Annotated in this window: 22 protein-coding genes; 10 read left to right on the top strand and 12 right to left on the bottom strand. The window is 73.2% G+C overall.

The features are described from left to right. Positions 1-64 precede the first annotated feature (64 nt). The 5 genes from D9V37_RS14440 to D9V37_RS20730 are packed head-to-tail and all read right to left on the bottom strand — an operon-like array spanning position 65 to position 4,006. Entirely contained in the window at positions 65-1,582 is a 1,518-nt protein-coding gene (locus D9V37_RS14440; protein ID WP_232524932.1) for a spermidine synthase, read from the bottom strand. Further along, the gene (locus D9V37_RS14445) at positions 1,579-2,241 is read right to left on the bottom strand and encodes a sortase domain-containing protein (protein ID WP_121806884.1); all 663 of its coding nucleotides are present in this window, start codon (positions 2,239-2,241) and stop codon (positions 1,579-1,581) included. The genes D9V37_RS14440 and D9V37_RS14445 overlap by 4 nt, the downstream gene beginning before the upstream one ends. Before the next feature lie 10 nt (positions 2,242-2,251). Further along, positions 2,252-2,500 carry a PspC domain-containing protein gene (locus D9V37_RS14450; protein WP_121806885.1) on the bottom strand — a complete coding sequence of 83 codons (249 nt, stop codon included), beginning with the start codon at positions 2,498-2,500 and terminating at the stop codon, positions 2,252-2,254. Then, entirely contained in the window at positions 2,497-2,787 is a 291-nt protein-coding gene (locus D9V37_RS14455) for a phage holin family protein (protein WP_121806886.1), read from the bottom strand. The genes D9V37_RS14450 and D9V37_RS14455 overlap by 4 nt, the downstream gene beginning before the upstream one ends. After that, positions 2,780-4,006 (bottom strand): PspC domain-containing protein, encoded by a 1,227-nt coding sequence (locus D9V37_RS20730; protein WP_158604482.1) that lies wholly within the window; start codon positions 4,004-4,006, stop codon positions 2,780-2,782. Before D9V37_RS20730 ends, D9V37_RS14455 begins: the two co-directional genes overlap by 8 nt. Positions 4,007-4,185: 179 nt before the next feature. On the opposite strand from D9V37_RS20730, the gene D9V37_RS14470 reads away from it, so the two are divergent. Both D9V37_RS14470 and D9V37_RS14475 read left to right on the top strand, forming a co-directional pair. Continuing rightward, positions 4,186-5,445 carry an ATP-binding protein gene (locus tag D9V37_RS14470; protein ID WP_121806932.1) on the top strand — a complete coding sequence of 420 codons (1,260 nt, stop codon included), beginning with the start codon at positions 4,186-4,188 and terminating at the stop codon, positions 5,443-5,445. Beyond that, on the top strand, positions 5,442-6,080 hold the full coding sequence (locus tag D9V37_RS14475) for a LuxR C-terminal-related transcriptional regulator (RefSeq protein ID WP_121806888.1): 639 nt from the start codon (positions 5,442-5,444) through the stop codon (positions 6,078-6,080). The genes D9V37_RS14470 and D9V37_RS14475 overlap by 4 nt, the downstream gene beginning before the upstream one ends. 22 nt (positions 6,081-6,102) lie before the next feature. Here the strand turns inward: D9V37_RS14475 and D9V37_RS14480 are convergent, their stop codons facing one another. The 5 genes from D9V37_RS14480 to D9V37_RS14500 form a co-directional block, all read right to left on the bottom strand. Beyond that, on the bottom strand, positions 6,103-7,137 hold the full coding sequence (locus tag D9V37_RS14480; protein ID WP_147455958.1) for a hypothetical protein: 1,035 nt from the start codon (positions 7,135-7,137) through the stop codon (positions 6,103-6,105). 154 nt (positions 7,138-7,291) lie between these two features. Continuing rightward, positions 7,292-8,110: a DNA-formamidopyrimidine glycosylase family protein gene (locus D9V37_RS14485; protein ID WP_121806890.1), complete on the bottom strand. Its 819-nt coding sequence runs from the start codon at positions 8,108-8,110 to the stop codon at positions 7,292-7,294. A 38-nt stretch (positions 8,111-8,148) separates the two neighbouring features. Beyond that, positions 8,149-12,705 (bottom strand): ATP-dependent helicase, encoded by a 4,557-nt coding sequence (locus D9V37_RS14490; protein ID WP_121806891.1) that lies wholly within the window; start codon positions 12,703-12,705, stop codon positions 8,149-8,151. A gap of 15 nt (positions 12,706-12,720) precedes the next feature. Then, positions 12,721-13,782, bottom strand: coding sequence for an Atu2307/SP_0267 family LLM class monooxygenase (locus D9V37_RS14495; protein ID WP_232524933.1), 1,062 nt, complete (start codon positions 13,780-13,782; stop codon positions 12,721-12,723). A 12-nt stretch (positions 13,783-13,794) separates the two neighbouring features. Further along, positions 13,795-14,082, bottom strand: a complete 288-nt coding sequence (locus D9V37_RS14500) for a hypothetical protein (RefSeq protein WP_147455959.1) — start codon at positions 14,080-14,082, stop codon at positions 13,795-13,797. 638 nt (positions 14,083-14,720) lie between these two features. Here D9V37_RS14500 and D9V37_RS14510 point away from each other — a divergent pair. The 4 genes from D9V37_RS14510 (at position 14,721) to D9V37_RS14525 (ending at position 18,202) form a co-directional block, all read left to right on the top strand. After that, the gene (locus D9V37_RS14510; protein WP_456299573.1) at positions 14,721-15,680 is read left to right on the top strand and encodes an ABC transporter ATP-binding protein; all 960 of its coding nucleotides are present in this window, start codon (positions 14,721-14,723) and stop codon (positions 15,678-15,680) included. Further along, positions 15,680-16,462, top strand: coding sequence for an ABC transporter permease (locus D9V37_RS14515; protein WP_121806894.1), 783 nt, complete (start codon positions 15,680-15,682; stop codon positions 16,460-16,462). Before D9V37_RS14510 ends, D9V37_RS14515 begins: the two co-directional genes overlap by 1 nt. Then, a complete protein-coding gene (locus tag D9V37_RS14520) occupies positions 16,462-17,235 on the top strand; it encodes an ABC transporter permease (protein ID WP_121806895.1) in 774 nt (257 codons plus the stop codon). The genes D9V37_RS14515 and D9V37_RS14520 overlap by 1 nt, the downstream gene beginning before the upstream one ends. A 79-nt stretch (positions 17,236-17,314) precedes the next feature. After that, positions 17,315-18,202, top strand: a complete 888-nt coding sequence (locus D9V37_RS14525; RefSeq protein ID WP_198412562.1) for an FkbM family methyltransferase — start codon at positions 17,315-17,317, stop codon at positions 18,200-18,202. 24 nt (positions 18,203-18,226) lie between these two features. Here the strand turns inward: D9V37_RS14525 and D9V37_RS14530 are convergent, their stop codons facing one another. Together D9V37_RS14530 and D9V37_RS14535 are read right to left on the bottom strand one after the other, a co-directional pair. Then, on the bottom strand, positions 18,227-19,132 hold the full coding sequence (locus D9V37_RS14530) for a WcbI family polysaccharide biosynthesis putative acetyltransferase (protein WP_121806897.1): 906 nt from the start codon (positions 19,130-19,132) through the stop codon (positions 18,227-18,229). Next, complete coding sequence (locus D9V37_RS14535; protein ID WP_121806898.1) at positions 19,129-19,503, bottom strand: ankyrin repeat domain-containing protein; 375 nt, start codon at positions 19,501-19,503, stop codon at positions 19,129-19,131. The genes D9V37_RS14530 and D9V37_RS14535 overlap by 4 nt, the downstream gene beginning before the upstream one ends. A 24-nt stretch (positions 19,504-19,527) precedes the next feature. Between D9V37_RS14535 and D9V37_RS14540 the strand changes: the two genes are divergently transcribed. The 4 genes from D9V37_RS14540 to D9V37_RS14555 all read left to right on the top strand — a co-directional run bounded on the left by D9V37_RS14540 (position 19,528) and on the right by D9V37_RS14555 (position 22,650). After that, entirely contained in the window at positions 19,528-19,998 is a 471-nt protein-coding gene (locus D9V37_RS14540) for an SRPBCC family protein (RefSeq protein ID WP_121806899.1), read from the top strand. Continuing rightward, positions 19,995-20,519, top strand: a complete 525-nt coding sequence (locus D9V37_RS14545) for a DinB family protein (RefSeq protein WP_121806900.1) — start codon at positions 19,995-19,997, stop codon at positions 20,517-20,519. The genes D9V37_RS14540 and D9V37_RS14545 overlap by 4 nt, the downstream gene beginning before the upstream one ends. Positions 20,520-20,529: 10 nt before the next feature. Continuing rightward, complete coding sequence (locus tag D9V37_RS14550; RefSeq protein WP_121806901.1) at positions 20,530-20,724, top strand: DUF3046 domain-containing protein; 195 nt, start codon at positions 20,530-20,532, stop codon at positions 20,722-20,724. A gap of 66 nt (positions 20,725-20,790) precedes the next feature. Further along, the gene (locus tag D9V37_RS14555; RefSeq protein WP_198412563.1) at positions 20,791-22,650 is read left to right on the top strand and encodes a bifunctional metallophosphatase/5'-nucleotidase; all 1,860 of its coding nucleotides are present in this window, start codon (positions 20,791-20,793) and stop codon (positions 22,648-22,650) included. Positions 22,651-22,747 lie beyond the last annotated feature (97 nt).

A 22,747-nucleotide genomic window follows, 5' to 3' on the forward strand; every position in this document is an offset into this window, starting at 1 on the left:
CGGAGTGTGGCCGGTCGGGCCCGGTCGCGTCAACGACCCGTCCCGGCCTCGGGGACAGCAGCGCTCAGCGGCCGTACTTGCCGGTGGCGACGTCGGCCAGCGAGAGGTCGACCAGCCACTCGACCGGCGCCTTGTCGTCGGTCCACACCGGGCCGCCGCGCAGCGCCGGACGCAGCCTCGAGGCGACCTGGTCCATCACCGTGTCGAGCTCGGGCGGCAGGTCGGCGCCTGCACCGCGCAGGCTCGCGGAGGCGCTGGTGCGCGAGGTGGTCGCCACCAGCATGGTGTTCGTCGGCTCGCCGTCGTCGCGCAGCACCGCCTCGGGGCCGAACACCGAGCGCATCGTCGCGGCCAGCGCCTTCTGGAGCTGCGTCGAGCCCTCGGGGTGGCCGACGTTGACGATCGCGACGCCGCCCGGCGCCAGCCGCGAGCGCACGAGGGAGAAGAACTCGCGCGTGGTCAGGTAGAAGGGGATGTAGGGCTGTCGGTAGGCGTCGATGACGATCGCGTCCTGGCGCTGTCGGTGCTGCTCGAGCCACGGCCGCGCGTCGGCGGCGTAGGTGTGCAGATGCGGACCGTCCATGTCGAACAGCCGGCGTCCCACCTCGGTGACGTCGGGGTCGATCTCCACCGCGTCGACGCGGGTGCCGGGCGAGTAGTGGCCCACCGCGCGGGCGGTGGTGCCGGCGGCGCTGCCGAGGATCGCCACCGACCGGGGCGTGCGGCCGCCGGCCCACAGCAGCGCGAGCTGGTCGTCCCAGTAGCCGTCGGTGAGGTAGCTGCCGGGCCGGTAGAGCGAGTGGACGGCCTGTCCCTCGTTGAGCTCCAGCGTGCGGGTGCCGTCGTCGGCCTGCAGCACCCGCGCGTACTGGTAGTCGGTCTCCTTCTCCCACTCCACACGGTCGCCGGCGGTGCCGGCCTTGGTGGTGCCCGGCGGCAGCGCGATCAGGCCGAGCACGACCAGCGGCACGAGCAGCGCCGGCAGCCGGTGACGCACCAGGCCGGGGATCGCCACCAGGGCCAGCAGCAACGCGAAGACCAGGAACGTGCGCCGGGTGCCGACGAAGGGGATCAGCAGGAGGGCGGCCGCGAACGTGCCGACCAACGAGCCCACCGTCGAGATGCTGTAGAGGCGTCCGGCGGTGCGGCCGGCGTCCTCGACGTGCTGCATCCGCAGCCGGACGGCGTAGGGCGAGACCGTGCCGAGCAGCAGCAGCGGCACCGCGACCAGCACGCCGACGCCCAGCAGCGAGCCGGCGAAGACGCCCACGCTGAGCTCGTCGAAGGCGTCGACGGAGGCACGCAGGAACGGCCCGGACACGAACGGCACGATGGCCAGCAGCACCGCCGCCGCCAAGACGATGCGGGACAGGCCTCCGATGGTGGGGTCGCGGTCGGCGAGCCGGCCGCCGAGGGCGTAGCCGGCCGAGAGGGCGACCAGCACGACGGCGATCGTGTTCGCCCACACGATGGTCGAGGCCCCGAACCAGGGCGCGAGCAGTCGCGCGGCGGCGATCTCGGCGCCGAGGCTCGCCGTGCCGACGACGAAGACGACGACCGAGAGCGGCAGGTCGCGCCTCACCCGGCGACCCCGCCGCGCGGCCGCGCGGAGACCAGGTCGCCGATGACGACGCTGCGGTTGTCGGTGTGGAAGAGCTCGCTGCAGGTGATGAGCGTGATGACGGCCTTGGTCGGCCGGCGCGCGGCGGCGCCCGGGGCGGGCACGGGGTAGAGCGGCCACGCGGTGCGGAAGTCGACGATGGTGGAGGTGCCGGAGTTGCGCAGCCGGTAGGTGTAGACGGTGGTGCGGGTCTCGATGCGCACCAGGTCGCCCTTGCGCAGGCTGGGGAACTTCGAGAACGGCTCGCCGTGGGTCACCCGGTGGCCGGCGAGCACGTAGTTGCCGACCTGACCCGGACCGACGCCCCGGGGGTACCAGGCGACGCCCTTGGCCAGCGTCGCGTCGTCGAAGCCCTTGATGATCGGTGCGGAGAAGTGGCGACCGAACCGCGGGATGCGCACGATGCCGCCGGCGGGGCCGTCGTAGCCCTTCGCCCAGGCCTGCTGGGTCTGCTGCTCGATGCGCTGCGCCCGGTGGTGGGAGACGACGTTGGTGCCGTACATCTCCCAGCCGACGTATCCCAGCACGCCGAGCCCCGCCAGGACCAGCAGTGCGCCCACCCAGAACGACGCCCCGCGCCGGCTGGCCGGGGCGGGGCGTGGCTCGGTGCTCGTCGACACACGACCAGTATCACTGCTGGGGGGTCACCAGCCAGGCCACGAGGTAGACGATGCCCACCGGGAAGAACCCGGTGAAGACGAAGGCCAGCACCAGCAGCACCCGCAGCAGCGTGGCGTCGATGTTGAGGTACTGGGCCCAGCCACCGGCCACGCCGGCGATCATGCGGTCCCCGCGCGGGCGCACCAGGCGCCGGGGTCCCGTGCTGGGCTGGGTGTTGGGTTGGGTGCTGGGCTCGGCGGTGGGGTGGGTGCTGGTCATGACTGCTCCTCGTCGGTGTCGGTCGGGTGGTCGTGCTCGGTGGGCTGGAGTGGTGCGGGGCGAGGGGCCCGGCGGCGGCTCTGCACGCCCATGGCCACCAGGCCGAGCACCCCCGCGGCCACCACCAGGACCGGGAAGACGATGCCGGCCTCCAGCCCGTCGATGGTGCCGGTGGCGTGCAGCGCCCAGGTGGCGGCGACGCCCAGGAAGGCCAGGCCCATCACCAGGTGGGCGCCCTTCACGCGGTCGGCGGTGCTGTCCTCGGTGTTCACGTCGGTCTCACTCATCGTCGTGCCTCACTTCGATGTGGCCGACCCGCAGGTCGGCGTCCAGGGTCAGGGTCGGTGCGCCGGCGGTCGCGGCGTCGAGGGTGACGTCGGCCTGCTGGCCGATGCCGCCGCCGTCGTAGCGGTCCTCCACCTCGATGCCGCCCGGCCCGCGCACGCGCGCCGAGACCATCACGCGCAGGTCGCGGGGCACTACGACGACGATGGCGCCGGCGTTGCCACGCACCCTGACCGTGCGCCCGTCGAGGGCCGCGGTGTCGGCGAGGTTCGACAGGTTGAGGCTGAGCTCGCCGGTCTGGAGCCGGTAGGTGGAGCGGACGTCGCTGCTCTGGACGGGGTCGTAGGAGAGGTCCTGTGCGGCGCGGACCCCGCCGACGACCAGGCTGCCGGCCAGGCCGGCGGTGGCCAGGAGCGCGGCGAGGATCAGTCCGCCGGCTCGGCCGCGGAAGGCGCCGATCACCAGGCCCAGGCCCATGATCGCCACCGCGAGCGCCCAGTAGGCGCCGGTCGCGACGTGGTGCCCGGCGTCGTAGACGCCCAGGCAGCCCAGGGCGACGGCGACCACGGCCATCGTCGGCCAGAACAGCAGCGGCCCGGAGCGCCGCGGCCGCCGGGGCGGGGTGTAGCGCGGCGGCGACCAGCGGCCGGCCGGGGGTGCTGCCGGGGGTGCAGCCGGGGGTGCAGCCGGGGGTGCAGCCGAGGAGGTGGCGAGCGGGCCGGAGCCCTGCAGCGGTGCGGTCTCGTCGGTGACCGTCGAGGCGGGTGCGTTCGTCGCGACCGTCGTGCCCGCCGCAACCGGTGTCGTCGCCGCGCTCCAGCCGGCGTCGGCCTGACGACGGTCGTGCCGCACCAGGAACCAGACGCCGACCAGGGCGAGGATCCCCAGCGGCAGGCTCGGTCCCCACCACCAGCCGGCCCAGCCGTGACCGAGCACGATCACGGCCGCCACGGCTGCGGCGACGATGAGCAGCACCTTGGTGGCGTCCTCGCCGAGGTCGACGACGGCACGGTCGGTGGCCTCGTCGGGCACCAGCAGCCACAGGGCGGCGTAGAGCAGCAGCCCGGCGCCGCCGAAGAAGACCAGGACGACCAGCAGCACGCGGAACAGGGTCGGGTCGACGTCGAAGTGCCGGCCCAGCCCGCCGCAGACGCCGCCGAGGGTGCGGCCCTGGTGCACCCGGCGCAGCCGGGCGACGTCGCGCAGCTGGGCGGCGGTCACCCGAGGGCCGTCGTCGACGGGAGGAGCCGGTGGTGGGGGAGCCGTGTCGTTCATGTGCTCCATTCCAGGCTCTCGCGAGCGCGCGCACCATCGGGATCGACCCTGATTCGCGGGCGGGTGCGTCTCGGGGTCGTTCCCGATGGGGAGCCGGGTCCGTGCGTGTGACCATGGATCCCGCCATGACCCACCCGCCCGGCTACGTCCCCCGCCGAGCCCTGCGCCGCCTCGACGAGTCCTACGTGGGCGGCGTCGCGGCCGGACTGGCGCGCCACCTCGGTGTGCCGGTGTGGTGGGTGCGCGGCGGGTTCGTGGCGCTCAGCTTCGTCGGCGGCCTCGGCGTCATGCTCTACGCCGGGCTGTGGCTGACCCTGGCCGTCGACCGCCGCGAGCTGCAGCCGGACCTCGACGACGCCCCCGGGCTGGCCGCCGCGACTCGCCAAGGCCGTCGCGGCGGCCGCGCCCGCCGCTGGGCCGACCTCGGGCCGCTGGTGGCGCTGGCCGCCATCGCGCTCGGCGTGGTGGCGCTGGTCGGGGCGTTGACCGGTGGCGCCGTGCTGCTGTGGCCGGTGGTGCTCGGAGTGGTCGGCATCGGGGTGCTGTGGCGCCAGGCCGACGAGGCGCAGCGCGCCCGCTGGCTCGACCCCACCGGGCGCGGCGTGCTCGGCGGCACCGGCTGGGCCTCGACCGCGCGCGTCGTGGCCGGCGTCGGGCTGCTGCTCGGCGCGATCGTGCTGTTCTTCGGGCGCACCGGCGACCTGCAGGTGGCCACCACCGCGGTCGTCGCCGCCCTGGTCGCGATCCTCGGGGTCGCGCTGATGATCGGTCCGTGGCTGCTGCAGCTGCGCTCGGCGCTGGGTGAGGAGCGGGCCGAGCGGATCCGCTCCCAGGAGCGCGCCGACGTCGCCGCCCACCTGCACGACTCGGTGCTGCAGACGTTGGCCCTGATCCAGAAGTCGGCCGGCGACCCGAGCCAGGTGGCCCGGCTGGCCCGGGCCCAGGAACGCGATCTGCGGTCCTGGCTGTTCAGCACCCCGGAGGACGCAGGCGCCACCTTGGCCGGTGCCCTGCGCGAGGCCGCCGCCGAGGTCGAGGACGGCTTCGGGGTGCCGGTCGAGGTGGTCTGCGTGGGCGACCGGCCGCTGCCCGGTCAGGCCCGCGCCCTCGTCCTCGCCGCCCGGGAGGCCATGGTCAACGCCGCCCAGCACTCCGGTGCCCCCCAGGTCGACGTCTACGCCGAGAACGACGCCGCCGGGGCGCACGTGTTCGTCCGCGACCGCGGTGCCGGGTTCGAGCCCGCCTCGGTGCCCGAGGACCGCCACGGCGTGCGACACAGCATCGTCGACCGGATGAGCCGCCACGGCGGCACCGCCGAGGTGCGCAGCACCCCCGGGTCGGGCACCGAGGTCCGGCTCTGGCTGCCGATGGAGGAGCTCGTATGACCGAGTCCGTGGTGATCGTCGACGACCACGCCATGTTCCGCACCGGCGTCCGCGCCGAGATCGGCGGTGCCGTGGAGGTGCTCGCCGAGGCAGCCGACGTCGACAGCGCGGTCCGCGCCGTGCTCGACCACCGGCCCGACGTCGTGCTCCTCGACGTGCACCTGCCCGGCGGAGGCGGCGCGGAGGTCATGCGTCGTACGGCCGGGCGCGCCGAGACCACCCGCTTCCTCGCGGTCAGCGTCTCCGACGCCGCCGAGGACGTCATCGGCACCATCCGCGCCGGCGCCCGCGGGTACGTCACCAAGACCATCACCGGCCCCGAGCTGGTCGACGCGATCGGCCGCGTGGCCGCCGGCGACGCCGTGTTCTCCCCGCGCCTGGCCGGCTTCGTCCTCGACGCCTTCGCCGGCACCATCGAGGTGGCCCAGGTCGACGAGGACCTCGACCGGCTCACCGAGCGCGAACGCGAGGTGATGCGGCTGATCGCGCGCGGCTACTCCTACAAGGAGGTCGCCGGCGAGCTGTTCATCTCCACCAAGACCGTCGAGACCCACATGTCCGCGGTGCTGCGCAAGCTGCAGCTCTCCTCGCGCCACGAGCTCACCCGGTGGGCCTCCGAACGCCGGCTGCTGTGAGAGGTGACCCGCCCGGTGCGGGTCAGCGACCCTCTGGGTAACGGTCGGCCGGCAGCAGCCGTGCCCAGTCCGGCTGCCAGAGCGGGGCGCGCTGGTCCATCTCGGTCACCAGTGCGCTCATCGAGGGTCCGGTCGAGGAGCGGTACCACGCCGGCCAGCCGTCGTAGGCGCGCTCCAGGGTGACCGAGCGACCGTCGCCGACGACCCGCGCGAACAGCCAGGCCCCGGCCTTCTGGTCGGTCTCGGCCAGCCGCAGCTCGAGCAGCACGTTGTCCAGCGAGCGGGCCTGTGCGTCGTCGAGCCCGACGTCGTCGGCGCCGTGGACGAACCCCGTCGCCGAGCCCACCGCGCACACCGTGTGCCGGAACCGGGCGACGTTCACCCGCGACCACTGTCGCAGCAGGTTCGGCCGCGCGACCTCGTCGCGTCCACCGAGCTCGGCGGCCGCGTGCATCTGGGCGTGGATCTGCGAGCGCAGGTGGGCGGTGGCGGTGTCGGAGAGGCGTCGGGTGGCCCAGACCTCGCCGAGACCCAGCGTGCGGACGGCACGCGCTGCTGCGCGCGTGCCCATCACCGCGGCCAGGGTCGACCGGTCGGGGTCGACGAGCGCGGCGGCCAGGTCGTCGGGCTCGGCGGCCGGCCAGGTGGAGCGCCACCACGCCGAGACCGCCTCGTCGGAGGCCACCGGTTCGAGCAGCCCCAGCGCCGCCGCCGGCGCCGGCTGCGGGACGCTGTTCCAGCTGCCGTGGGCGTACCAGGCCAGGAAGCCGACGTGCTGGGCGGCGTAGGCGCTGTCGAGGTCGTAGGACCAGTCCGGCGCCCGGTCGACCATCTCCTCGCGGAACCCCGACCCGGCGGCCAGGCAGGGGTGGTGCGCCCAGAGCACCGCCCGGTTGCCGGCCAGCCGCCGCATCCGCAGCCAGCCCGCGCCGTCCTGCGTCCGCAGCCGTCCCGAGCCGTCGGCGCGGATCTCCACCCCGTCCGACCCCGCCGCGGCGTGGCCGGCCGCGAGCAGCAGCCAGCGCCGCCACAGCTGCGCCGGCGTGCCGAGATCCACGACCACAGTCTGCGTCCGCGGCGGGCCGTCGACCAGAGGGTGCGGCTGGGATGTCGCCAAGAACCGCGGTGGGTGGGGGGATCGGGGGTGGGGGTCGGGGGGGTCGGGACGCCGTGGGCTGTGCGTCGCTTCGCTCCGCCCTGACCGCGGCTCCTCAACCTCCTCGCTGCGCAACCGGGCTCGCAGGCTCGCCCGGCTGGCAGCTCGGACACCAGTAAGCGGCTCGCTCCTTGCCCTTCTCGCCGTGCTGGTCGACACGGATGCGCGTGCCGCAGCGGCGGCAGGTCTGCTTGTCGCGGCGGTAGACCCACAGCTGCTTGTTGCGGCGCAGGTCGCCGGTGGTGGCCTGGTCGACCCGGTCGCGGTTGAGGAACAGCACCCGGTGCGAGAGGTCCACCAGCCGCGGCAGGTCGGGCACGGCACTCACCGGGGCCTTCGGGTGGAGGCCGACCATGAAGCAGAGCTCCGCGGCGTACATGTTGCCGACGCCGGCCAGGTTGCGCTGGTCGAGCAGGGCCTCGGCCACCGCGCGGTCCGGGTCGGCGGCCAGCCGGCGCACCGCCTCGGCGGCCTGGTCCTCGCCCCAGTCCTCGCCGAGCAGGTCGGGACCGAGGTGGCCGACGACCTCGTGCTCGTCCTCGGTGCGCACCAGCTCGGTGATGCCCAGGGAGAACCCCACCGCCACTCGCTCCTCGCCGGTGAGCACGACCCGGGCCTGGTGCGTCGGGCGTCGCCACTTCTCCCCGGGGCGGTAGAGGTGCCAGACGCCCTCCATCTTGAAGTGCGTGTGCAACGTGTCGCCCGTGTCGAAGCGCGTGAGCAGGTGCTTGCCGCGGGTGACAGTGCTCAGCACCTCGCTCCGCATCCCGCGCTCGGCCAGCTGCGGCACCCGGAAGTCGGCGTCGACGACGCTGCCCGACAGCGCCGCGTCCAACATCCGCCCGGCCAGCCACACGGTGTCGCCCTCAGGCACGAAACCCCCTCACCACGAGGCCCCTGGCCACGCAGCCCCTAGCCACGAAGGCGCAGCCCTCTCGGCGTCGCGATGAACCCGGCCGTCTCCAGCGCCTGGCGCAGGGCGGTGGTGCGCTCGCCGGAGCCGAGCAGCTCCTCGCCGTCGGCCCGTTCCACGGTCAGTCGTCCCAGGGCCCCGCGCCGGACCACCTGGGCCAGGTCGGTGAAGGCCGCGCCGAGGATCTCCACGTCGTCCTCGTCGGGCTGCTCGGTGAAGGTGAGCAGGGTGCGGCCGCCGCGCTCCACGTAGACGGTGAGCCGGCCGTCGACCAGCACCACGATGGCGCCGGCCTTGCGTCCGGGGCGGTGACCTCGTTCGGCGGTCTGGCTCTCCGGCCAGGCCAGTGCCGCGCCGTAGGGGTTGGCCGGGTCGGTGGCGGCCAGCGTGACCACCTCGGGCTTCTCCCCGGGGCGGCCCTCGGGCGACATTGCGCGCAGCCGGTCGATGGCGCCGGTGCCGCCGAACTGCGCCGCCCCCAGGCCGGCGACGAAGTAGCCGCGACGGCAGCGCCCGGTCTCCTCCATGCCGGCCAGCACCTTGTACACGGCGGCGAACCCGCCGGGCACCCGTTCGCTCACGACGGCTCCGCGGGTGACCACACCGTGGCGTTCGAGCATGCCCTCGGCCACGGCGTGGGTGCGGCGGGTGGCGTCCGGCTCCGGCTCGGGCAGCAGGAACCATCGCCCGGCGGTCTCCGGCGGACCGCTGCGCATCGGCACGGTCGGCCGCCCGCCGCGGGTGGTCATCCGCAGCCGCGGCGGCTGTCGGCGGGTGCGGTGCGAGGGGCGCCCGCGGCCGGCGCCGCCGACCATCGCCCGCAGCGGGGCGAGCGTGTCGTTGCCGACGCGACCCGACCAGGCCAGGTCCCACAGCGCGGCCGAGGTGGCCTTGTCGTCGACGCCCGCGATGAGGTCGGAGAGCTGGCGGAAGAAGTACGCCCCGCCACCGGCCAGCGCCTCGAGGATCGCCTCGTGCTGCGGGGAGAGATCGAGGTCGCTGGGGTCGGGCAACGTCAGCGCAGCGGCGTCGGCGAGGTGCAGCGAGACCCAGCCGTCGGCGCCCGGCAGCGCACCGTGGCCGGCCCACAGCAACTCGCCGGTGGCGGTGAGCTCGTCGAGCATCGAGGGCTGGTAGTCCGACACCCTCGAGGGCAGCACCAGCGACTCCAGGGCCGACGCCGGCACCGGGCAGCCGGCCAGCTGCTCGACCACGGCGACGACCCCGTCGACACCGCGCAGCTTCCTGCCGACCTGCTGCCACGCGGGCAGGAAGCGGCCCAGCGTTTCCGGCTCGACCGGCTCCACCTCGTGGCGCAGCCGCGCCAGTGAACGACGTCGCAGCCGCCGCAGCACCTCGGCGTCGCACCACTCCGAGCCTGCGCCGGACGGCCGGAACTCGCCCTCGAGCACCCGACCCGAGGCCGCCAGCCTCGCCAGGGTCTGCTGTGCGACGGCCACGCCGATGCCCAGCCGGGTGGCGACGTCGGCGGTGACGAACGGCCCGTGCGTGCGGGCGTAGCGCGCGACGAGGTCGCCCAGCGGGTCCTCCACCGGGTCGGTGAACGCGTCGGGCGTGCCGGGCGGCACCGGCACGCCGAGCCCGTCGCGCAGCCGAGCGACGTCCTCCACGACGGCGAAGCGCACCTCGCCGGACATCCGCACCTGCACCAGCCGGCGGCGGTCCTCCAGCTCCCGGAGCCGGTCGGCGACGTCGGGCAGCACCGAGCGCTCATCCACCTCGGAGACGGTGAGCGGGCCGACCAGCCGGAGCAGGTCGACCAAGCCCTCGGCGTCCTTGGCGCGGCGGTCCTCGGCGGTGCGCTGCAGCTCGGCCTCGACCTCGACCAGCACCTCGGGGTCGAGCAGCTCGCGCAGCTCGGCGCGCCCGAGGAGCTCGGCCAGCAGACCCTGGTCGAGCGTCAGGGCGGCGGCTCGTCGCTCGGCGATGGGGGAGTCGCCCTCGTACATGAAGGCTGCGACGTAGCCGAACAGCAGCGACCGCGCGAACGGCGACGGCGAGGTGGTGGCGACGTCGACCAGCTGCACCTCGCGCCGCTCCACCCGCTTGAGCAGCGCCACCAGGGCCGGGACGTCGTAGACGTCCTGCAGCACCTCGCGCACGGCCTCGAGCACGATCGGGAAGGAGGGATACTTCGAGGCGACCTCGAGCAGCTGGGCGCTGCGCTGGCGTTGCTGCCACAACGGCGAGCGCCGGTTGGGGTCGCGACGTGGCAGCAGCAGCGCTCGGGCCGCGCACTCGCGGAAGCGCGAGGCGAACAGCGCCGACCCGCCGACCTCGGTGGTGACGAGCTGCTCGATCTCCTCGGGGTCGAAGGCGATCAGCTCGGCGCCGGGCGGGTCCTGGTCGGTCTCGGGGATGCGCAGCACGATGCCGTCGTCGGCGGCCATCGCCTGCGCGTCCATCCCGTAGCGCTCGCGCAGCCGGGCGTTGATCGCCAGCGCCCAGGGCGCGTGCACCGGCACGCCGTAGGGGGAGTGGACGACGATGCGCCAGTCGCCCAGCTCGTCGCGGAAGCGCTCCACCACCAACCGGGTGTCCGAGGGCACCGCGTTGGTGGTCTCGCGCTGCTCGGTCACCAGCGCCACCAGGTTGCTTGCCGCCCACTCGTCGAGCCCGGCCTCGCGGGCGCGGGCGGTGGCCTGCTCGGCCGACATCGCCGCCACCTCGCGGGTGAAGGCGCCGACGGCCGCCCCGAGCTCGGCGGGCCGGCCCAGCGAGTCGCCGGTCCAGAACGGCAGCCGCCCGGGCTGGCCCGGCGCAGGTGAGACCAGCACCTGGTCGTGGGTGATGTCCTCGATGCGCCAGCTCGTGGTGCCGAGCGTGAACACGTCGCCGACCCGCGACTCGTAGACCATCTCCTCGTCGAGCTCGCCCACGCGGCTCTTCCGCTCACCGACGAGGAAGACGCCGAACATGCCGCGGTCGGGGATGGTGCCGCCGCTGGTGACGGCCAGCCGCTGCGCGCCGGGCCGGCCGGTGAGCTCGCCGCTGACGCGGTCCCACACGATCCGCGGGCGCAGCTCGGCGAACTCGTCGCTGGGGTAGCGGCCCGAGAGCAGGTCGAGCGTGGCGTCGTAGGCCGAGCGCGGCAGCCCGGCGAACGGGGCGCTGCGGCGGACGAGGTCGTAGAGGTCGTCGGTGCCCCAGGAGTCCACCGCCAGGCAGGCCACCACCTGCTGGGCCAGCACGTCGAGCGGGTTGGCGGGCACCCGCAGCGCCTCGATGCCGCCGACGCGCATCTGTTCCACCGCGACGGCGGTGGGCACCAGGTCGCCACGGTGCTTGGGGAACAGCACGCCGCGCGAGGTCTCGCCCACCTGGTGACCGGCGCGGCCGACGCGCTGCAGCGCGCTGGCCACCGACGGCGGCGACTCGATCTGCACCACCAGGTCGACCGCGCCCATGTCGATGCCGAGCTCGAGGCTGCTGGTGGCCACCACGCAGGGCAGCCGGCCGCGCTTGAGGTCGTCCTCGATGACCGCCCGCTGCTCCTTCGACACCGACCCGTGGTGGGCGCGGGCGATGAGCGGCGGCGCCCCCTCGGCCGATCCGGACTGCGCCATCGTCTCGGCCGGGGTGCGCGCGCCCGGCTCGAGCTCGACGCCCGCCCGCTCGGCCGCGATCTCGTTCAGGCGCGCGGTGAGCCGCTCGGCCAACCGCCGGGAGTTGCAGAACACGATGGTCGAGCGGTGCTGCTCGACGAGGTCGACCACCCGCTCCTCAACGTGCGGCCAGATGGAGGCGTGCCGCACCCCGCCCGCGGCGGACCCGGACCCGATCTCGACCTCGGTGCCGAGCTCGGTCATGTCCTCGACCGGCACCACGACCTTCAGGTCCCAGGACTTCTCCGAGGGCGGCGCGACCACCTCCACCGGCGCCGACCCGCCGAGGAACCGCGCCACCTCCTCGACCGGGCGCACCGTGGCCGAGAGCCCGATGCGCTGGGCGGGGCGCTCGAGCAGCGCGTCGAGCCGCTCCAGGGTGACCGCCAGGTGCGCGCCGCGCTTCGTGCCCGCCACCGCGTGCACCTCGTCGACGATCACGGTCTCGACGCCGCGCAGCGACTCCCGTGCCTGCGAGGTGAGCATGAGGAACAGCGACTCGGGTGTGGTGATGAGGATGTCGGGCGGATGGGTGCTGAGCCGACGCCGTTCGGGCGCCGGGGTGTCACCCGAGCGGACGCCGACGCTGACCTCGGGCACCTCGACGCCGAGGCGCTCGCCGGTGTGCCGGATGCCGGCCAGCGGCGCCCGCAGGTTGCGCTCGACGTCGACCGCGAGCGCCTTGAGCGGCGATACGTAGAGGACCCGGCAGCGCTTTTCCTTCTCCGCCGGCCGCTCGGTGGAGACCAGCCGGTCGAGCGACCACAGGAACGCCGACAGGGTCTTGCCCGATCCGGTGGGCGCGACGACGAGCGCGTGCCGCCCGGCCGCGATCGTCGACCACGCCCCGACCTGGGCCGGCGTCGGCGCGGCGAAGGCTGCCTCGAACCAGACCCGCGTGGGGTCGGAGAAGGGCAGCGGCTCGGTCATGTCCGACAGTCTTGCTCAGACCACCGACAGTCGGTCCTTGATCTGGGGCACCACCCGCTCGCCGAAGAGCCGGATGGACTCCTGCTGGTCGGCGTGCTGCACCTGCTGGTCGTACTTGAGGTCGAAGCGGTCGACGCCGAGCACCGAGACGGTGGCGGCGACCCGTTCGGCCACGGTGTCGGGGGAGCCGACGTAGAGCGACCCGGAGGTCACCTCGTGCTCGAACTCGCCGGGCGAGGGCAGCGGCCAGCCCCGGTCGACCGCCATCCGCCGCCGCATCCGCTCCCAGCCGGGGTAGGTCAGCTCGCGGGCCTGCTCGTCGGTGGCCGCGACCAGCCCGGGGGAGTGCACGGCCAGCCGCTGGCGCGGGACGCCGAGCTGGTCCTGGGCCCGCTCGAAGAGATCGACGTAGGGCAGGAACCGGTCGGCGGCGCCGCCGATGATGGCCAGGAACAGCCCGAACCCGTAGCGCGCGGTGCGCACCACCGACTCGGGGCTGCCGCCGACGCCGACCCAGACCGGCAGGCCGTGCTCGGTGGTGGGATAGACCCGCTGCTCGGACAGCGCGGCCCGGGTGGTGCCCGACCAGGTGACGGGCTCCTCGCGCACGAGCTGGGCCAGCAGCGCCAGCTTCTCCTCGAACAGCACGTCGTAGTCGCCCAGGTCGTAGCCGAACAGCGGGAACGACTCGGTGAACGACCCCCGTCCGGCGACGATCTCGGCGCGGCCGTTCGAGACCGCGTCGAGGGTGGCGAACCGCTCGAAGACCCGGACCGGGTCGTCGGAGCTGAGGACGGTCACCGTCGAGCCCAGCCGGATCCGCCGGGTCTGCGAGGCGACCGCGGCCAGCACCATCTCGGGGCTGGAGACGGCGAAGTCCTCTCGGTGGTGCTCGCCGACGCCGAAGAAGTCCAGGCCGACCTGGTCGGCCAGGACCGCGTCGGAGACCAGGTCGCGGACCACCTGCGGATGGGGCACCGGCTGGTCGTCGGCGTCGCGGGTGACCCCGCCGAAGGTGTCCAGTCCGAACTCGACGTGCTTCACGGCGCGCTCAACGTCGCGCCCGGCGTCGGGCATTCCGATGGGCCCTCAGCGTCCGTACGTGCCCACCGGCCAGCGGCCGCGCCACAGGACCCGGCCGTCGGCGGCCAGCAACGCCACCTCGGTGTGCACGGTGCCGATGTTCGCCGAGACCGGCCCGAACGCCATGGCAATCGCGTACGCACCCGTCCAGGTGTCGACCGGGAACGACCGCTGCCGGGTGGGCGTGCGCACGATGATCCGGGTCGCGCCCGCACCCGCCGGCACGGTGCCGGCCGCGAGGTAGCGGTCGGGCTCGCCCGACACGTATCCGTCGGAGTAGGCGGGCCGCCGCACACGCAGGGCCGGTACCGAGTGCGGACAGCTGCGGTGGTGGCCTCCAGCCGGCAGGTCACGGTGTCGGCTCCGCTCGGGTCGCGGAGCACCAGAACCCCTGTGATCCGCGACGACCACGCGCCGGCGAGGACGCGCCAGTCGCGGACGTCGCGCACCTGCCGTCGCGCGAACACGCCGCCCGCGCACAGCTGCCGGTCGCGCCACGACCTCCCGCGCTCGGCGACCAGGCTCGCCCCGGGCATCGGCGCGGAGCCGGGCGTCGTCCCGACCTGGTGGGTCGGCACCCGGCAGGGCCGCATCAGCCGCACCCACCGCTCCGAGCCCGGCCGCGTCCGCGCGACGAAGTGCACCAGGTCGCCGGGCCGGTAGGAGAGGCGGTGGACCGGCGACACCGTGTCGGCGTCGAGCCGGGCCACCCGGCCGTAGGAGTCGGTCACCGTCGACAGCTGCGGCAGGCAACGCCGCACCAGCGTGTCCCGGTCGAGCACCGCCGAGGCGGGCAGGTGGGCGCGGTGGCTGCCGCATCCGGCGAGCAGGCCCAGCAGTAGGACCGCCCCGAGGAGCCGTGTCACACCGGCGACGCTAGCGCCGCCGTATCCCGGATGCGGAGCGTCGGTGCCGCCGGTTAGCGTCGTGCTGTGAGCGCCTCGGACGTCATGATCAGCGCCCGCGGGCTCCGCAAGTCGTTCCAGCAGAAGGGCCAGGAGCCCTTCGAGGCGGTGCGCGGCATCGACGTCGAGGTCCGCCGTGGCGAGGCGTTCGGGTTCCTCGGGCCCAACGGCGCGGGCAAGTCCTCGACCATGCGGATGATCGCCGCGGTCTCGCCGGTCAGCGGCGGGTCGCTGCGCATCCTCGGTCTCGACCCGGCCACCGACGGCTCCCAGATTCGCGGCCGCATCGGCGTCTGCCCGCAGGAGGACAGCCTCGACACCGAGCTGACGGTGGCCGAGAACCTCTACGTCTACGGCCGCTACTTCGGCATCGGTCGCGCCGAGGTGCGCCGTCGTGCGGCGGCGCAGCTGGAGTTCGTGCAGCTCACCGAGCGCGGGGGCGCCAAGGTCGAGGACCTCTCCGGCGGCATGAAGCGGCGGCTGACCATCGCCCGCTCGATGATCAACGACCCGGAGATGGTGCTGCTCGACGAGCCCACCACCGGCCTGGACCCGCAGGCCCGGCACGTGCTGTGGGACCGGCTGTTCCGGCTCAAGCAGCAGGGCGTCACGCTGGTCATCACCACCCACTACATGGACGAGGCCGAGCAGCTGTGCGACCGGCTGGTCGTCATGGACAAGGGCCTCATCGTGGCCGAGGGCTCGCCCGCCTCGCTGATCGCGGAGTACTCCACCCGCGAGGTGGCCGAGGTGCGCTTCGGCATCGGCGAGAACGAGTCCAGCGCCGGCGCGGTCGAGAGCGCGGTCGGGCGGCGCGCCGAGCGGGTGGAGGTGCTGCCCGACCGGTTGCTGATCTACGCCGCCGACGGCGAGGCCGCGGTCGCCGCGGTGCACGACGCCGGGCTGCAGCCGGTGGCCACCCTGGTGCGCCGCTCGTCGTTGGAGGACGTCTTCCTCCGGCTGACCGGCCGGACGCTGGTCGACTGATGTCGACCTGGTCGATGGCGCTGCGCCAGAGCGACTATTACTGGACGCTGTACCGGCGCACCTGGAAGGGCTCGGTGTTCAGCTCCTTCCTCACCCCGCTGCTGTACGTGCTGGCGATGGGCGTGCTGCTGGGCGGGTTCGTCGAGGCCGACCCGTCGCGGCTGGAGGGCGCGCCCAGCTACCTCGCCTTCGTGGCGCCCGGGCTGCTGGCCGCCCAGACGATGCAGACGGCCGTCTTCGAGACGACGTACCCGGTGCTCAGCGCGACGAAGTGGCAGCGCGTCTACTTCGGCATGAACGCCACCCCGCTGCGGGCGCTCGACATCGCCAACGCCGCCCTGGGGTTCGTGCTGCTGCGGCTGGTGCTGATCGCGATCGTGTTCGTCGCGGTGCTCGCCCCGTTCGGCGTCTTCGTCTCGGTGCCGGCCGCGATCGGCGCCCTGCTGGTCAGCATTCTGGTCGGCGCCGCGATCGGCATGCCGGTCTACGCCTACGCGGTTGGGGTGCCCAACGAGTCGTCGTTCTCGCTGATCTTCCGGCTGGGGGTCATCCCGCAGTTCCTGTTCTCCGGGGCGTTCTTCCCGATCTCCAACCTCAGCCCGGCCCTGGAGTGGCTGGCGAGGCTCACGCCGCTCTACCAGGGCGTGGACCTCACCCGGATGCTCAGCCTGGGCACCTGGCACACCGGGCCCGCGCTGGTCCACCTGGCCTACCTGCTGGTGCTCCTGGTGGTCTTCCACCGCGTCGCGGTGCGGCGGCTGGCGAAGCGGCTGGCCTTCTGATGTCCGTCACGGTCGCGATGGCCACGCGCACGCTGACGTTGCGCAACGCGCTGGCCTACCGCCACGCCTGGTGGATCTTCGTCACCGGCTTCCTCGAGCCGGTCTTCTACCTGTTCTCCATCGGCGTCGGCGTCGGCCGGCTGATCGAGTCCTTCGACGTCAACGGGCACCCGATCCCCTACGCCGAGTTCGTCGCACCGGGCATGCTCGCGGCGTCGGCCATGAACGGCGCGCTGCTGGACTCCACGTTCAACATGTTCTTCAAGCTGAAGTACCAGAAGCTCTACGACCAGATGCTGGCCACGCCGCTGACCACCACCCAGGTGGCGCTGGGCGAGCTCACCTGGAGCCTGCTGCGCAGCGGTGTCTACGCGGCCGCCTTCTTGCTGGTGATGTGGGCCGACGGTCTGGTGCACTCCTGGCTGGCCGTGCTGGCGCTGCCCGCCGCCCTGCTCATCGGCTTCACCGTCGGCGCGGTGGGGATGGCTTTCACCAGCTACATGCGGTCCTGGCAGGACTTCGAGCTGGTCACGCTCATCACGATGCCGATGTTCTTGTTCTCGGCCACCTTCTTCCCGCTCTCGGCCTACCCGGGCTGGCTGCAGGGGATCGTGGCGTGCACCCCGCTCTACCGCGGCGTCGTGCTGTGCCGCGAGCTCACCACGGGCCAGGTCACGCTCGACTCGCTGGTCTCGGTGATCTACCTCGTCGTGCTCGGCGCCGCGGGTCTGGCCGTCGTCGGCCGGCGGCTGGAGCGGTTGCTGCTGACCTGAGGAAACTGCCGGCGCGCCCCGGTCGTCTCCGGGGCGGGTTCGCTACGGTCGGCCTCCGCAGGGAGTCGGAGCATCGAGAGTGAGGGCCTCCATGGGGCTGGGATGGGTGGATGCGCTGGAGCCCGACCGGCTCACGGGCGTGGTCGACATCGGTGCGAACCCGATCGACGGCGAGCCGCCCTACGCCGACATGCTGCGGTCGGGTCTGTGCACGGTCACGGGCTTCGAGCCCCAACCGTCGGCGCTGGCTCAGCTTCGACGCGAGGCCGGGCCGCTGGAGCGCTACCTGCCGCTCGCCATCGGCGACGGCCACGACCACGAGCTCAAGGTGACCTGGATGAACGGGATGACCAGCGTCCTCGAGCCCGACGTCGAGCGCCTCTCGACCCTCAACGAGTTCGTCCGGTACGGCGAGGTGCTCGAGCGGACCAGGGTCGCGACCACCCCGCTGGACGACGTCGAGGACCTGGGCCCGCTCGACCTGCTCAAGATCGACGTCCAGGGTGCGGAGCTGATGATCTTCGCCCACGGTCGACGCACGCTCACCCAGGCCGTCGCGGTGCACACGGAGGTCTCCTTCGCCCCGCTCTACGTCGACCAGCCGCTGTTCGGGGACGTCGACGCCGAGCTGCGCGCCCAGGGCTTCGTGTTCCACGCCTTCGCCGCGGTGAAGCGCTGGCCGGTCGCGCCGGGCGTGCTGGACGGGGAGATCTTCGCCCACCACCACCAGGTGATCGAGGCCGATGCGGTCTACGTCAAGGACTTCGGCCGGTTGGACCTTCTGACCCCGGACCAGCTCAAGCACCTGAGCCTGGTGGCCCACCACGTGTACGGGTCGTGCGACCTGGTGGTGCGGTGCCTGGCGCGACTCGTCGACACCGGTGAGGTCGCCCCCCGGGTCCTGGACGCCTACGCGACCCACCTCGGTCGAGCGCTGAGCCTCGACGGGGTCCGTAGCGACACCTGAGCCGATCGCGGAGGCCGCTTGCTCCTACTGCGCCCACGCGGCGTGGGCCTCGGCATGACGCCTCAGACCGGCCGCGGCAACCCCCGGCCACCGCCGGTACCACTCGAGCTGGGCCCGCCGGACGTCGTCGTCGCGCACCACCCGCCCGGCCACCGTCCAGCTCGTCCTCGCGGCCCGCGAAGGGAGGTCCAAGGCGTCCAGCACCGCCGGCAGGACCGGGGCGTGCACGGCGTCGAGGAGCGTTCGACCCGGGTCGGGGAGCAGCTGCGGCAGTCCCACCGCGGCCAGGACGCGCTCGGCCAGGCCGAGCAGCACGCCGTTGCCAGGGTGGTTGACGGTGTGGGCGGCGTTCGCGCCCTGGTGCACCAGCAGGTCGACCACGTCGAGTGCACCGTGCCGGTCCTGACGACGGGTCAGCTCGCGGACCGAGAGGTCCCGCACCGCCCGCACCGCCTCGGGGGACGGCACGTCGGGGAGCTCGCCACCGCCGGCGGCCACGGAGAGCGTGCGCAGGTCGTGGTAGGGCACGACCGGCGGCTCACCGGCCTCCGGCGAGCGCACGATGACCTGGAAGGGGTGCAGGGCCGCCCACCGGACGACCGGCACGGTCACCAGCCGAGGCCGTCGAGCTGCGCGGGCCAGCAGCTCGGCCGTCCCGAGGGGAAGTCCTCGATACCCCTCGCGCACCGGCTGGGAGACCAGGACGTCGATGCGCTCCACGATCCGCTGCAGGTGGGGCAGGTCGGCCGGCTCCAGCTCGTGGACCGGCGGCACGCGGATCGTGCTGACCGGCTCGGCCGAACCCTGCAGCAGCACCCGCAGCGACTCCGCCTGGCAGTTGCCGTGGGTCAGCACGAGCGGTCCGTCCCCGCGGAGCGGCGGCCGGACGCCGTAGAACTCGGCGTAGTGCTCTCGACGGCCTGCGCTCACGAGAAGCGGTCGCCGCCGCCGAACATCGCCGCGCTCGCACGAGCGCTCGGCGTCCCGGCGTCGGGGTCGGCCCCCGCCTCGAGCAGCGCCGCCACGACCTCGTCCTCGCCCTTGAACACCGCGCCCGCCAGCGGGCTCTGACCGCGGTCGTTGAGGCGGTCGACGTCGGCTCCTCGCCCGATCAGCTCCCGCACCGAGTCCGCGTGGCCGTGGTAGGCGGCGAGCATCAGCAGCGTGTTGCCGGCCGCGTCGGTCAGGTCGACCGGGACGCCGTGCTCGACGTACGCGCCCAGCCTCGCGGTGTCGCCCTCGCGGGCGAAGTCGAAGACCTGGTGGGCGATCTGCACCAGACGCGGGTCGGGCTCGGTCATGAGGTCAACCCTAGGGTTGGCCCCATGACCTGGTTCGAGGCGAGCAACCACTCCACCGCCGTCGTGCCCGCGACGCGGGAGGACGTGTGGGCGGTGCTGGTCGACCCCCAGCTGCTGCCGCGCCTCACCCCGTTCCTCACGCGCATCGACGTCGACGGCGACCACTGGCGCTGGGAGATGACCCGCATCCCGGTGCTCTCGACCAGCTTCGAGCCCAGCTTCACCGAGCAGATGACCTTCACCGACCGCGAGCGGATCGAGTGGAAGCACGACCCGCCCGCGGGCCGGCGCGAGCGCGCCGGCGTGGCGGGGTGGTACGCGCTCGCGGACGCCGACGGCGGTACGCGGCTGGAGATCCAGCTCAGCGTCCGCGCCGACCTGCCGCTGCCGCGCGTGGCCAAGCCGGCGGTGACGACCGCGATGAAGAGCGTCATCGCCGGGATGGGCAAGAAGTTCGGAGACAACCTGCTGCACCACCTGCGGGGCTCGCGGTGAGCATCGAGCCCGACACCAAGGACTGGACCTGGGTGCTCGAGCAGCCCTGCCCCGACTGCGGGTTCGACGCCGCCGAGGTCGACCTCGATGCGCTGCCCGAGACGCTGCGCCACAACGCCAGTGCGTTCAGCTTCGCCCTCGCCCGGGCCGACGCGCACGCCCGGCCGAGTGAGGGGGTCTGGTCGGTGCTGGAGTACGGCTGCCACGTGCGCGACGTGCACCGGCTCTTCGGCGAGCGGCTGGCCTCGATGCTGCAGAGCGACGACCCGGAGTTCGCGAACTGGGACCAGGACCAGACGGCGGTCGAGGACCGCTACGACCTGCAGGACCCGGCCCAGGTGGCACGCGACCTGCGGCTCGCCGCCGACCAGGTGGCCGAGCGCTACGCCGGCGTCGCGGGGGACCAGTGGACGCGGCCGGGCCGGCGCAGCAACGGCTCGGTCTTCAGCGTCGACACCCTGGCCCGCTACCACCTGCACGACGTCGTCCACCACGCCCACGACATCGGCGCCGACGCGTGAGGCACTCCCGGTGAGACACACCGAGTTCTGGTCGCGGATGGAGCAGGCGCTGGGGCGCGCCTACGCGCGCTCGTGGGCCGACCAGCAGGTGCTGGCCGACCTGGGCGAACGCACGGTGAACGAGGCGCTGGCCGCTGGTGAGCCGCCGAAGACCGTGTGGCGTGCGGTGTGGCGGGCGCTCGACCTGCCGGATCGGGACCGCTAGGTTTCTGCGCAATCGCCCTGAACACGTCACTCGGGACCTCGGGGCTCAGGCGAGGAGATGCCCACCATGCACGCACGCCCGCGCTACGCCCGCTCCTGGGGCGTCCTGGCGGCCGGGGCCGCCGTCCTGGTCACGGCGACGACGGTGGGTGCGCCGTCGAACGCCGCCGGCTCGGACAGCCATGGCGACCGTCACCGCAAGCACTCGCGCTACGAGAAGATCCAGATCCTGTCGTTCAACGACTTCCACGGGAACCTGGAGCCGCCGGCCGGCTCCTCGGGGCGCCTGGTCACCGGCCACACCGCCACCGGCGCCGACACCACGATCGATGCCGGCGGTGTCGCGTACCTCGCCAAGCACCTGCAGCTGGAGCGCCAGCAGGCGCGCAAGCAGGGTCGCCACACCATCACCGTGGCCGCCGGCGACATCATCGGCGCCTCGCCCCTGCTCTCGGCCGCCTTCCACGACGAGCCCACCATCGAGGCGATGAACAAGCTCGGCCTCTCCGTCACCTCCGTGGGCAACCACGAGTTCGACGAGGGCTGGAAGGAGCTGCGCCGGATGCGCTACGGCGGCTGCATCGACGACGGCGCCGGCGCCAACAACCAGAACTCCTGCGCGGCCCACCGGTTCAAGGGCGCGAAGTTCGACATGCTCGCCGCCAACGTCAAGTGGAGCAAGGGCAAGCACCGCTCGCTGCTGCCGAGCTACACCATCAAGAAGGTCGGCGACGCCAAGATCGGCTTCATCGGGATGACGCTCAAGGGCACGCCCGACATCGTCACCGCCGCCGGCATCAAGGGCCTCACCTTCACCGACGAGGTGAAGACCGCCAACCGCCTGGTGCCCAAGCTCAAGCGCAAGGGCGTCAAGGCGATCGTGGTGCTGATCCACCAGGGCGGCGTGCCGGCGCAGCAGTCGTACACCCTGCCCAACGGCACCACCACGCAGGTCAACCCGACCTACGACTACGCCTGCTCCCAGGGCGGATCGCTGATCGCCGCGCAGTCGCCGATCCTGCCGATCGCGGCGAAGCTCTCGCCCGAGATCGACATGGTGGTCTCCGGCCACACCCACCAGCCGTACGTCTGCAAGGTCAAGGACCCCAAGGGCCACTACCGGTTGCTCACCTCGGCCTCCTCGTTCGGCCGGCTGATCACCGACACCGACCTGACGTACGACAAGGTGAAGGGCGACATCGTCCGGACCTCGGTCAAGGGCGCGAACCTGCCGGTCACCCGCGACGTCACGCCGAGCCCGACGCTGCTCTCGCTCATCAACACCTACGAGAACCTGGTGCGCCCCATCGCCAGCAAGGTGCTGGGCCGGATCTCCGGTGACGTCACCCGCAACGACATCGGTGAGGGCGAGCAGCCGCTGGGCGACCTGATCGCCGACGCGCAGCTGGCCGACCCGACCACCGCGCACAACGGCAAGACCGCGCAGATCGCGTTCATGAACCCCGGCGGCATCCGGGCCGACCTGACCGCGGCCAACTCGCCCTACGGGGAGGCGACGGGCGACGTCACCTACGACGAGGCGTTCACGGTGCAGCCCTTCAACAACTACATCGTCTCCCTCGACCTGACCGGGCAGGACATCTACGACCTGCTCGCCCAGCAGGTCACCGGGGCCAACGCCGGGTCGCACAAGATCCTGCAGGTCTCCAACGGGTTCAGCTACCGCCTCGGGTCCACCGGAGCGGTCGACGGCTCGGTGACGCTCAACGGCACGCCGATCTCCAAGACGGCGACCTACCGGGTGGCGACGAACAACTTCCTGCAGGGCGGCGGCGACGGCTTCGGCGCGTTCACCAAGGGCACCGACGTCTACTACGGCGGTCTCGACATCGACGCCTTCGCCGACTACCTGCAGGCGCACTCGCCCTACACCCCGCCCACCACGGCGACGCGCATCCTGCCGTAGCCGGGTCGCTCCGACACGCCGCCCGGGTCGCTGGTTTCGAACGAGCGTTCGGGTAGGTTCGCATCCACAGGGCGTCCGCGGCGCCGGTTCTCCACAG

This window comes from Nocardioides mangrovicus, assembly GCF_003674065.1.
Lineage (GTDB): Bacteria > Actinomycetota > Actinomycetes > Propionibacteriales > Nocardioidaceae > Marmoricola > Marmoricola mangrovicus.

Excerpts from the sequence above, each read along its gene's own strand:
- D9V37_RS14450 (WP_121806885.1), bottom strand. The coding sequence starts at position 2,500 with ATGACCAGCACCCACCCCACCGCCGAGCCCAGCACCCAACCCAACACC.
- D9V37_RS14455 (WP_121806886.1), bottom strand. The coding sequence starts at position 2,787 with ATGAGTGAGACCGACGTGAACACCGAGGACAGCACCGCCGACCGCGTG.
- D9V37_RS14470 (WP_121806932.1), top strand. The coding sequence starts at position 4,186 with ATGACCCACCCGCCCGGCTACGTCCCCCGCCGAGCCCTGCGCCGCCTC.
- D9V37_RS14475 (WP_121806888.1), top strand. The coding sequence starts at position 5,442 with ATGACCGAGTCCGTGGTGATCGTCGACGACCACGCCATGTTCCGCACC.
- D9V37_RS14490 (WP_121806891.1), bottom strand. The coding sequence starts at position 12,705 with ATGACCGAGCCGCTGCCCTTCTCCGACCCCACGCGGGTCTGGTTCGAG.
- D9V37_RS14495 (WP_232524933.1), bottom strand. The coding sequence starts at position 13,782 with ATGCCCGACGCCGGGCGCGACGTTGAGCGCGCCGTGAAGCACGTCGAG.
- D9V37_RS14515 (WP_121806894.1), top strand. The coding sequence starts at position 15,680 with ATGTCGACCTGGTCGATGGCGCTGCGCCAGAGCGACTATTACTGGACG.
- D9V37_RS14520 (WP_121806895.1), top strand. The coding sequence starts at position 16,462 with ATGTCCGTCACGGTCGCGATGGCCACGCGCACGCTGACGTTGCGCAAC.
- D9V37_RS14535 (WP_121806898.1), bottom strand. The coding sequence starts at position 19,503 with ATGACCGAGCCCGACCCGCGTCTGGTGCAGATCGCCCACCAGGTCTTC.
- D9V37_RS14540 (WP_121806899.1), top strand. The coding sequence starts at position 19,528 with ATGACCTGGTTCGAGGCGAGCAACCACTCCACCGCCGTCGTGCCCGCG.
- D9V37_RS14555 (WP_198412563.1), top strand. The coding sequence starts at position 20,791 with ATGCACGCACGCCCGCGCTACGCCCGCTCCTGGGGCGTCCTGGCGGCC.